At 53.4% G+C, this 11,040-nt stretch carries 9 protein-coding genes; all 9 read left to right on the forward strand.

The window, feature by feature from the left end:
* Positions 1–746, forward strand: a 746-nt coding sequence (locus tag OEL57_RS09550; protein ID WP_300740012.1) for a sigma 54-interacting transcriptional regulator, incomplete at its 5' end; no start/stop codon positions are given.
* A 207-nt stretch (positions 747–953) separates the two neighbouring features.
* Positions 954–1,352, forward strand: coding sequence for a response regulator (locus OEL57_RS09555; protein WP_300740014.1), 399 nt, complete (start codon positions 954–956; stop codon positions 1,350–1,352).
* 316 nt (positions 1,353–1,668) lie between these two features.
* On the forward strand, positions 1,669–2,331 hold the full coding sequence (locus OEL57_RS09560) for an FKBP-type peptidyl-prolyl cis-trans isomerase (RefSeq protein WP_300740016.1): 663 nt from the start codon (positions 1,669–1,671) through the stop codon (positions 2,329–2,331).
* A 24-nt stretch (positions 2,332–2,355) separates the two neighbouring features.
* On the forward strand, positions 2,356–2,937 hold the full coding sequence (locus tag OEL57_RS09565; RefSeq protein ID WP_300740018.1) for an SCO family protein: 582 nt from the start codon (positions 2,356–2,358) through the stop codon (positions 2,935–2,937).
* A complete protein-coding gene (locus tag OEL57_RS09570) occupies positions 2,934–4,637 on the forward strand; it encodes an ABC transporter substrate-binding protein (RefSeq protein ID WP_300740020.1) in 1,704 nt (567 codons plus the stop codon). Before OEL57_RS09565 ends, OEL57_RS09570 begins: the two co-directional genes overlap by 4 nt.
* Before the next feature lie 17 nt (positions 4,638–4,654).
* Positions 4,655–5,005: a hypothetical protein gene (locus OEL57_RS09575; RefSeq protein ID WP_300740022.1), complete on the forward strand. Its 351-nt coding sequence runs from the start codon at positions 4,655–4,657 to the stop codon at positions 5,003–5,005.
* Positions 5,006–5,299: 294 nt separating this feature from the next.
* Positions 5,300–5,563, forward strand: a complete 264-nt coding sequence (locus OEL57_RS09580; protein WP_300740023.1) for a hypothetical protein — start codon at positions 5,300–5,302, stop codon at positions 5,561–5,563.
* Positions 5,564–5,630: 67 nt separating this feature from the next.
* Positions 5,631–10,076: an InlB B-repeat-containing protein gene (locus OEL57_RS09585; RefSeq protein WP_300740025.1), complete on the forward strand. Its 4,446-nt coding sequence runs from the start codon at positions 5,631–5,633 to the stop codon at positions 10,074–10,076.
* A 422-nt stretch (positions 10,077–10,498) separates the two neighbouring features.
* On the forward strand, positions 10,499–11,040 hold a 542-nt coding region (locus tag OEL57_RS09590), incomplete at its 3' end, for a hypothetical protein (RefSeq protein ID WP_300740026.1).

The following is an 11,040-nucleotide window of genomic DNA, read 5'->3' on the forward strand; positions in this document are numbered from 1 at the left end:
TTTCAAGTCTGCGTGGTGAGATGTTGGCACGGGAGCTTTTCGGCACCCAGCGGGGGGCCTATACTTCGGCTGATCAGGATCGTCGTGGTCTGGTTGATATTGCAGATCGCGGCAGCCTGTTTCTGGATGAAATCGGTGATATGAGCAGTGAAGTGCAGGCCCAGTTCCTTAAGCTGCTTGAGGACAAAACCTATCGTCGGTTGGGTGATGTTAAACTCCAGAAAAGCGACTTCCGTCTGATCTGCGCCACCCACCGGGATTTAAATGCGCTTAGTGCAGAAGGGATTTTCCGCCAGGATCTGTTTTACCGGATCAACCTGATCCATATTCATCTGCCGCCCCTCAGAGAACGCCGGGATGACCTGATGGCTATTGTCGCCTATCTGCTTGCCCAGCTGGGCTCAACTGAACAGCTGTTGACCGATGAGGTCCGTGATCTGCTGCTTTCCTATGACTGGCCCGGCAATATCCGTGAAATGCGTAATGTTCTGGAACGTGCCTTGCTGTTGACACCGCCGGGCGGTGTCCTGCGGCAATCATTGTTTACCTGTATAAGCGGTGGACAACGGTCATGCCACATCCCTCTGCCAGCGGAATCGCAGACCGTGCAACAGGTTGAGACTGCCCATATTCAGACGGTACTTGCCCGGCATGGCGGGAATGTGGACAAGGCTGCCAAGGCATTAAACCTTTCCCGCGCCACCCTCTATCGTCGCCTTAAACAGTTGAATGAATCGGCCTGCTGATTTTTTATCCGCCCTGTCTCACTATGAGACAGGGCGTCTCAGTCTGGTTGTTCTGCGCGTTGTGCAAGCAGGCTTCAATTTGCCTCTCACCGCTGTACGTCTGCGTCTCGCTCCTGTTTTACGTGCGGCACGCTTCTTGATTATACATTCTGCATGTCTCTCATTACTTCACATACCTGTTGTGATCAGGGGTGCCGCTGTCACCGGGTGTTGATTGTCGATGACGAGCCGGGCATCCTGTTCGCCTATCGTAAGCTGCTGGAGCAGCAGGGGATGACCGTAGATAGCTGTGACTGTCTCTGTGAAGCGCTTGAATATCTGAACAAACACCATTATCTGGCCGTGGTTGCTGATATGCGCCTGCAGGGGACTGACAGTGCAGATGGCCTGGATCTGGTGCGTGAGGTACGTCAGCGGCAACCTGATGCAGGGGTAATTGTCGCTTCCGGCACCAGTGATCAGAAAATACGTCAAAGTGCTTCTGAACTTGGTGTCAATCACTACCTTGAAAAACCGGTCCATCCCGCACTTATTCTGGACTTGCTGATTCAGTTGCGAAAGGCGGTGAGCGGTCCGCAACTGCAGCCAACGCTGGAAGCAGGGTAGGGGCTGTTATCTTCATCCTGGGAAAAACATTTGAAACACAGAGGTACAGAGAACACAGAGTAAAATAATGGTGTTACAAGGACATTAAATTTTTCCTGATTAGCGCTGATCTTCCGCTTTACCCTTCTCCCTCAGGGAGAGGGGATACATACTGATCCGGCGGAAGTTTAACGCTCATCAGAAACTTTTTTGATTCACCCAACAGGAAAATTTTGTTTGGTTTTTAAGCCTTTGACTTTCTCTGTACTCTCTGTGTCTCTATGTTTGTGAGCTGCTGTTGTCAGGTCTATTCCATCCACTGAAAGGATCCATCGCTATGAAAATGTTGTTTACCCTGGCTGTTCTGGTCGTTGCTACCCAGGCCCTGGCGCTTGAACCGCCCAAAACCGAAGAACAAAAGACCCTGTATGCCATTGGCCAGACCGTATCCCGTCAATTAACTGTCTTTAATCTGACGCCTGACGAGTTTCAGTATGTACTACTGGGGCTGACTGATGCCCAGTCCGGCAACAAGGCGGCAGCAGAGACCGCCCAATACAATCAGAAGATTCAGGAGTTTGCCCGGGCACGACGAGCTGCCCATGCACAGAAGCTTGGTCCGGCCAATAAAGAGGCCCTTGAGAAAGCAGCCAAAGAGCAGGGGGCCGTAAAGACTGCTTCAGGGGTGATTTATCTTCCGGTAAGGGAGGGGGGCGGTTCGCAACCGAAACTGACCGATACGGTACGGGTTAATTATCGCGGTACCCTCGTTGACGGTAAAGAGTTTGACAGCTCCTACAAGCGGGGAAATCCGCTTGAATTCAAGCTGGATAGCGTTATCAAGTGCTGGGCTGAAGGGGTGCAGAAGATGAAGGTGGGAGGGAAGGCGAAGCTGACCTGTCCTGCCTCACTGGCCTACGGCGAACAGGGGGCCGGTGATCTTATCCCGCCGGGTGCCACCCTGCAGTTTGAGGTGGAGCTGCTTGATATCAAAAAATAGCTGTTGTCCAACTGGAGTGTCCCTATGAAACATCATCTGCCCTGGTTGATCTGTCTGCTGCTGTTTGCCTCTGTTTTGACGATCTGTCCGGTATCCCCTGCCGTGGCTGCGCCGGTTACCTACAAGCGAACCGTTGAAAAGTACCAGATACCGGATGTGATACTTACCAACCAATTCGGCAAAAAGGTCCGTCTGAAGACGCTTCTGGAGTCCGGGCGTCCGGTGGCCGTTGATTTTATCTATGCCACCTGTACCACCATCTGCCCGGTACTCTCTGCCGGGTATACCAATTTGCAACGGAAACTGGGACCGGACAGCGCTAAAGTACAGCTGGTCTCCATCACCATTGACCCGGAAAATGACAACCCCAGAATTCTCAAGGAATATCTGCAACGCTACCAGGCCAGGCCGGGCTGGGATTTTCTGACCGGCAGCCGAAAGGATATTGACCGGGTCATGCATGCCTTTGACGCCTATTTTCGCGATAAGATGGACCATAAGCCGCTTACCTTCATACGCGGGGCAGATGGTTCATGGATCAGACTGTACGGTCTGATCAGCAGCAGCGAATTTATGGCAGAATACAAAAAAGCGGGGCTCCTATGACACTACCCATGAAAGTACCGGCAGAACGTGCCTCATTGCTGTTGTTGAGTATTCTTATCTGTGTGGTCCTGAGCGCAGCTGCCTGGGCTGCCCCTGTGGCCGTACCTTCAGATGAAACCCAGCGGCTTGGAGAACAGATGTACCGCAAAGGGATACTTCCCTCCGGGGCCCCTATCAAGGCCTATGTCAGCGGCGATGTACCGGTGGACGGCACCTCGTTCACCTGCGTCAGTTGCCACCTGCGCAGTGGACTCGGCTCTATTGAAGGAGAGGTTATCACGCCACCGACCAACGGGCGGATTCTGTACCAGCCGAGAAAGCCGTTTATCCCCGGCTCCGAGTTTGTTCCTTCCTATTCAAACTACGCAAAATACCTGCCGGTCCGTCCTGCGTATACCGACGATTCGCTGGCCGCGCTGATCCTTACCGGTATTGACCCCACCAGCCGGTCTGTCCTGAAGGTTATGCCCCGCTACGACCTGGGCGAAAAAGATATGGCGATCATGATCAGCTACCTGAAATCGCTTTCTGATCAGCCACCTCCCGGTGTGACCAAAGATGAAATCAGGTTTGCCACGGTAATTGTGGAGGGGACGGACCCGGTTGCGGTACAGTCGATGCTGGCCCCCCTGCAGTTCAGTATTGATCGCAAGAACAGTCTTTCTACAGCCGCAGAAAAAAATCATCGTGTGGCACGGATGGGCTACAACATGCTGGGCGACCTGTCAGCTCTCAGATTTTCACTGTCACGCTGGACGCTGAAAGGGGCTCCGGCAACCTGGCGGGCCCAGCTGGAAGAGTACTACCGCAAAGAACCTGTTTTTGCCCTTCTGGGAGGAATTTCGGAAGGGGAGTGGGAACCGGTGCATCGTTTCTGCGAAGAGAAAAAGATCCCCAACCTGTTTCCGGTTGTCGATTACCCGGTGCTCTCGGATACGGACTGGTATACCCTTTATTTCTCCCGTGGGGTCCGTCAGGAAGGGGAAGCTGCGGCCCGCTATCTGTACGGTATGGCAGAGCTGTTTAAAGGGAAGCCGGTGCTGCAACTGTACCGGGCCAGCCGCAAAGGCCAGACCCTGGCCACTGGATTCAGAGAGTCCTGGAAGGCTATCGGTGGTGGCGCAATGACAGAGGTCCGTCTGTCTGCCAATGAAAAACTGACGACAAAAAAGGTGCTGAAACTGATTAACCAGAAAAAACCGGCAGCTCTGGTTCTTTGGGATGATGCAGCATCACTGTCGGCACTGTCCGGTCTGGCAGCGCAGAAAAACCGGCCCGGTCTGGTCCTTGCATCAGGAACCTATCTGGGCAAGGCGCTGTGGGCGGTCCCGGAAGAACTGCGGGGACTGCTCTATCTGACCTACCCCTATCGCCTGCCCCAGGAGGACAGCCGCTTTGATGTCAATGTCAAACGGGTACTGCAGGGTAAACCACTTGAGCTGTATGAACAGAGGATCGTCAGACAGTCCTACCTTACGGGCGAAGTGTTTGGCAAGGCGTTGATGATGATGCGCGGTGAGTATTACCGGGATTACCTGCATGATGTGATCGGTATGATGTCAGACATGCACTATCCCCTGTATGAACGGGTCAGTTTCGGGCCGGGGCAGCGTTATGCGTCCAAAGGTTCCTATATTGTGCAGCTGGGCAGTGGCAGTAATCCTGTGCTTGAGCGCCGTAGCGAATGGGTAATACCGTGAAAAGAAAAGAGGACGTAATGATCAGACAAGGCATCCTGACACTGTTGACTCTGTTTCTGCTGCTGGCCTCTTCTGCAGATCTGCTGGCTGCAGCAACAGATGTGAAACTCTATATTGTGACCGACTACCGTTATCTGCCGGGCAAGACAAAAGGTGACCCGGTGATGGGGCAGTCTCTGTGCGGTACCCGCTGTAATGCACTTTCAACCAACTATCTGAATATTGTTGAACCTGGCGGCTGGCGGCTGATCAAAATTGCCGATGGGCGCGTATTGACGGTGCCTCTTAATAATCCTTTCATGGGCGGTGATTGCGTCTGTGTCGTGGATGAATATGTCGTGAAAGCGGATCATCTCAATAAACCGTAATTTTTCGCAGTCTGCTCAGCTATCCATTCCAGTCTCACCCCGTCGCACTATGAGACAGATGCAAAACGTATCTGTCTCATAGTGCATCTGCAAACCCTCTTCCAAATCGATTGATTCTGTAAAGTTATCCGTTGTTTTAGTCTGTTCCGTGTATCGGCATGCTCTTTGCTCTGTAGTAACTTAGTCAAGTTCTATGCTGCTGAAACTGTTGTAAAATAATAAATTTCTAATGTCTTTTGATGGACTGCCAGAACCGGATAACTATCGCTCGGATAAATGAAAGGAGTATGAATCATGAACATCCCGATCGCACGTATGGTTGGAGTGCTTGTGGCCTCGCTATTCGCTGTGACGGCCCCGGCAGAGGCTCAGCCGCAACAGCGTCAACAGGTGCAGTTGACCCCGGCGGTAAACAGCAAGGTGCCACAGGCCCAGAAGGCCACGGTACAGAAGCGTGAACTGGCACGACAACAGCGAGACAAGAAGTTAAAGGTGCGGGCAGCCAATGTGCAGTCCAAGGGTGGTCCGACGTCGCTCCAGAAACCGGCACGCCGTTAGCGGAATATACATCTGTTGGGACGATAACAAACTCTGAGAAATCTGTAATAGTCAACTGGAGGCGCGTATGAACAAGCGAACAGTACGAAGTAGAATGGTGGCTCTGCTGTCCGGCCTGGCCCTGATGGTGGGGCTGGGTACGGCACAGGCCTACCTGAGCCCGGATTATTCAAATCCGGCCTATGCCCCGGGAGGGGCAACGCCTTTTGTGATCGGGCCGGGAAATACCCCGGATTATCTGACCACACCCAACTGGGCCTACACCCCCCCGATCCGTAAGTTTGTCGACACCCTGCCGGGATTGGGGGCTGCAAACGCTAACAACCTGGGGCAGTATATTCCGGTTGGGGTGCCTGATATTGTTACCTATCCAGGCTCCGACTACTATGTGATAGAGCTGGGTGAATTTTCTGAAAAGATGCACTCAGACCTGCCTGCAACGAAGCTGCGGGCTTACCGGCAGGTAAACGCCGGTACGGTGACGACAGCTTGCAGTGATCCCTCTTTGACCGGGCAAGCATTACCAGCTTGCACCGAGGCCAACAACACCGCGCCGGTTGAGGCAAACCCGCGTCAGTTCGGGCCGCTTATCATTGCCCAGAAGGATCGGCCGGTCCGGGTTAAATTTATCAACAGCCTGCCCACCGGCTCCGGTGGCGACCTGTTTGTTCCGGTTGACCAGACCATCATGGGGGCTGGTCCCTTCCAGGTTGATTATGATCCGGTCACCAAACTGCCGGTCCCGATTACCTCCGGTACCTTTACCCAGAACCGTGCAGAACTGCACCTGCATGGTGGCCGTACTCCCTGGATCAGTGACGGTACCCCACACCAGTGGATTACCCCTTCCGGTGAGGTAACCAGTTATCCTACCGGTGTCAGTATGATAAACGTACCGGATATGCCTGATCCTGGTCCCGGTGCCCAGACCTACTACTACACCAACCAGCAGAGCTCCCGCCTGATGTTTTATCATGATCACAGCTGGGGCATTACCCGTCTGAACGTCTATGTGGGCGGTGCTGCCGGGTATATTGTCCGTGATGCCGTAGAACAACAGCTGATTGCTGATGGCAAGATCCCGGCTGCAGAGATCCCGTTGATCATTCAGGACAAGACCTTTGTGGATGGCAACCCGGCCTCGCCGACCTATGTGCTCAAGACTGACCCGACCTGGAAATGGGGAACCGGTACGGTGGGTAGTAACGGTTTCCGAACCCCCCAAAGCGGTGATCTCTGGTGGCCCCATATCTATATGCCGGCCCAGAACCCCTTTGATATCAGTGGTATCGCTCCCATGGGACGTTGGGCCTATGGCCCCTATTTCTGGCCAGCCACCGGCAACCCGTACCAACCGATTCCCAACCCCTACTACAGCCCGGACTGCGTGCCCGGCGGTGATCCTGCAACAACCCCCGGACTTCTGGGTGGCCCCTATGGTGATTTCTGCCAACCGCCGGAAATTCCTGCAACACCTAACCCATCATGGGGTGCTGAAGCCTTCATGGACACCCCGACAGTTAACGGCACCGCCTATCCGGTGCTGACCGTAGAGCCGAAGGCCTATCGTTTCCGTATTCTGAATGGTGCCCATGACCGCTTTGTGAACCTGCAGCTGTATAAAGCGGACCCGAATCCGGCAGCTCTGGATTACAGCGGCGAGTTCCCACCTTCCTGTGCAAGCTATACCGCAGCGGGCTACGGCGGATTCAGCGGTATCTGCGCCAGCAATACTGAAGTCAAGATGGTGCCTGCCCAACCGGGTGGTGTCGGCAAACCGGCCACCTGGCCGGAAGATGGCCGTCCCGGTGGCGTGCCTGACTGGAACACCGTCGGCCCCAACTGGATCATGATCGGCAGCGAAGGCGGTTTTCTGCCCAAGCCGGTCGTCATCCCCAACCAGCCGGTTAACTGGAATGCCGATGTAACCACCTTTAATGCCGGCAACGTCAACACCGGCTCGCTGATCCTGGCCCCGGCAGAACGTGCTGATGTTATTGTTGATTTTTCCAGTATACCTTCAGGTACTACCCTGATCCTGTATAACGATGCCCCGGCCCCCTGGCCGGCCCTTGATCCCCATTATGATTACTTTACCGGTGCCCCGGACAACCGTGCCATGGGTGGCGCTGATACCACACCAATCGGTTTTGGTCCCAACACCCGGACCCTGATGCAGATCAAAGTACAGGGTGCCGCAGCCAGCACGTTTAACGTGGCAGCACTGAATGCAGCCTTTACACCGGCTGATCCTAGCCTGGGCGTGTTCCGGCAGTCGCAGGAATCTCTGGTGGTGGGCCAGGGCAATATGAACCCTAGCGGTGATCCTGCTTACTATGAGGCCTTCCCCTTTGACGGTTTTGCCTATGACGTGCTCAATACCATTTACGGTACAACCTTTGCCACCACGTTCCCCAACTGGGGGGTGGCACGGATCAATGACAAGCAGATCAGCTTCAAGACCATCAACCCGGATGGTACGGTTAACCCGACGACTCAGACCATTACCATGAAGGCCAAGGCCATTCAGGATGAGCAGGGTGAAACCTTTGACGACTACGGCAGGATGCGGGCAGCCCTGGGGCTGACCCTGTCCGAGCCCGGCGCAGGCAAGGTGAACTTCATTGTCCAGACCTACAGCGATCCCTCCACAGAGGTATTGGCAGAAGAAGGCATCCAGGTCTGGAAGATTACCCACAACGGCGTGGATACCCACCCGATCCACTTCCACCTCTTTGATGTGCAGATCCTGAACCGGGTAGGCTGGGACGGCTTCATCCGTCTGCCTGACCCAACCGAGCTGGGTTGGAAAGAAACCGTTCGGGTCAGCCCGCTGGAAGATACCATTGTTGCCGTGCGGCCGGTTAAACCAATGCTTCCGTTCGGCATTCCAAACAGCGTACGTCCACTTAATCCGGCTACCCCGTTGGGGGATGCAACCGAACTTTCCATGGTGGATCCTACTACCGGGCAGGCCTGGGCCACCCCCAACGTCAACCGGATCATCAACCTCGGTTGGGAATATGTCTGGCATTGTCACATCCTGAGCCACGAAGAAAACGACATGATGCGGCCGATTTCCTACAACCCGACGGTGACCATTCCGGATCCGCCCACCAGTCTGGCGACAAACGCCTCGTTCAGTAACGGTAATGTTACTCTGACCTGGGTTGACCCAACTCCGAAGGCTGCCCCTGCAACCCTGGGCAACCCCAAGAACGAGATCAGCTTCATCATTGAACGTTGTTCAGGTCTTGACTGCAGCAACTTCGTACCGGTCGGCACGGCCCTGGCCAATGCCACCAGCTACACCGAAACCGCCCTGTCAAGCGATCGTTACAGCTATGTCGTAAAGGCCTTCAACGCTGCCGGTACCTCTGCTGCATCAAATATCGTCAGGACCCAGAGTGATTCCATCATTGATGGTGTCTGCGGCAGTGCCAACGGCCAGAACTTTTCAGTAATCCCGGTAGCGGGGCTCTGTACGTCTGGTGCCGCCTCGGCAGTCATCAACACCAATGGAGTACTGACCTGGACCTGTAGCGGTATCAACTCAGCCGTCAATGCAAGCTGTACAGCTGCCATACCAACCTATGGGGTAAGCTTTACAGCTGGTCCAAATGGTGTGTTGTCAGGTGATACCATCCAGACCATAACCTATAACATGAGTACGACCACCGTAACGGCCGTACCAAGCACCGGTTATCATTTTGTCAACTGGACTGAAGGTGCAACGGTTGTTGCAACCACACCGGATCTTATGGTGACAAATGTTGTAGCGCCACATAGCTACACAGCAAATTTTGCCATCAACACCTACACCTTGAACTTTATGGCGGGAACCGGTGGTACCATTACCGGAACCACACCGCAGACCCTTAACTACTTTGCCAATGCCACAACGGTAACTGCAGAACCGGCAGCAGGGTATCAGTTTGTTAACTGGACCGACAGCATCGGCAATGTTGTCAGCACTACAACCGATTTAACCATCAATAACGTAGCGGTTGCCAATACCTATACCGCCAACTTCGGATTTGGTGTGGCGCTGGGCAACTGTATGACCGGTCCAGCCAGTGTAGTGCTCGGGTCACTTCCAACCTACACCTTTACCGCACCCGGTTTTGACGTTGCAGTAACGGTAAATGGTTCGCCGGTCACCTTAACCAACAATAGTTATACCTTTACCACCCCGGTTACGGCTGCCCCGATTGTTGCCGCCACCTATACCCTGAACCCGGTTGGGGCCACCACGGTCCGCCTGGTAAATGGCGCCACCATAACAGGGCAGAGCAGCCTGAGCGCAGCCTACACTGCCGCTGCAACCGGCAACACCATTCAACTTCAGGCCGGGTTGGCGACCGGACCGTTTACCGCAGGCAGTAATAAAACGGTAACGCTATCCGGTGGTTACAACGCCGTGTATACTGCAAACTGTGGGGCAACAATGCTACAGGGTGCTCTGACAGTAGGCCGTGGGCAGGTAATAGTGAATAATCTGACTATCCGATAGGCAGGATCCCCCGGCAGGTCTCAAACTGCCGGGGGTTGACAGTTGCTTTTTAGCTTGACTGGTTGTGGTGCTCTTTTACAATTAAATAGGCACTAAAAGCAAAGAGCCGAGAGGCAAAAACAAGGTAATTACCTCTCGCGGAGCCGCAAAGCCGCAGAGAAGATTTACAAAATATTTAAGTCCTTACCCCAACAAGCACAATCTGTAAGGTGGTTGTAAGGTCAAATCATTTACTGTATGTTGTAACAAAGCATGACGTAAAACAGCATTCAGTAAATAAATTTTTTTCAGGGAGGGCAGACCAAAAATTTTAGCAAGCTACTTGACAAGAAGTTATTTTGCAGTATACGTTTATATGAAATACGTTTGTTAGAGATAAATACCTGAAAAGACGGTAATTACTTAAACAGGAGGAATCAAAAATGAGAAGTTCAAAGTCAATTATGACAGGCGTAGCAGTACTGGCAGCCTTGGCACTGCCGATGGTGGCTGGGGCAGCGAATAAGTTGGTGGTTCAGGATGGAAGTAGTGTAGATAAAATGGTGGTGACGGATACGGGGTGGATTGGAACAGGGACGAATGCCCCCATTAGTCCAATTCATGCCGCTTCTAGTGGGACTACTTTTCAGTCAGGTGGTCTTGTGTTCGAATTTCAAAACACTGAGAGTTCGCCACGTTCATTTGTTGCTCCCAATTTTTCTTTGTATCGCACCAATTCTGGTGGGGCCTTGCCTAGTACCAATGATGCATTGGGCTATTTTAACTTTGGGTCAAAAATCTCAGGAGCTTATGTTAACCGTGCATTTATTTACGGCAAAGCAGAAGCAACATGGACCTCCACAACTAATAGCCCGTCGTTCCTTCAATTCGTGACAAACCCTGGAGGAATAGCTGCTAACAGGGAAGTGTTAAGGCTTGACAGTAAAGGGACTGCAACAGTAAACGGGGGCCTTCGGCTCTACCC

This window comes from Trichlorobacter sp. (assembly GCF_030247655.1).
Classification (GTDB): domain Bacteria; phylum Desulfobacterota; class Desulfuromonadia; order Geobacterales; family Pseudopelobacteraceae; genus Trichlorobacter.

Excerpts from the sequence above, each read along its gene's own strand:
- OEL57_RS09560 (WP_300740016.1), top strand. The coding sequence starts at position 1,669 with ATGAAAATGTTGTTTACCCTGGCTGTTCTGGTCGTTGCTACCCAGGCC.
- OEL57_RS09565 (WP_300740018.1), top strand. The coding sequence starts at position 2,356 with ATGAAACATCATCTGCCCTGGTTGATCTGTCTGCTGCTGTTTGCCTCT.
- OEL57_RS09570 (WP_300740020.1), top strand. The coding sequence starts at position 2,934 with ATGACACTACCCATGAAAGTACCGGCAGAACGTGCCTCATTGCTGTTG.
- OEL57_RS09575 (WP_300740022.1), top strand. The coding sequence starts at position 4,655 with ATGATCAGACAAGGCATCCTGACACTGTTGACTCTGTTTCTGCTGCTG.
- OEL57_RS09580 (WP_300740023.1), top strand. The coding sequence starts at position 5,300 with ATGAACATCCCGATCGCACGTATGGTTGGAGTGCTTGTGGCCTCGCTA.
- OEL57_RS09585 (WP_300740025.1), top strand. The coding sequence starts at position 5,631 with ATGAACAAGCGAACAGTACGAAGTAGAATGGTGGCTCTGCTGTCCGGC.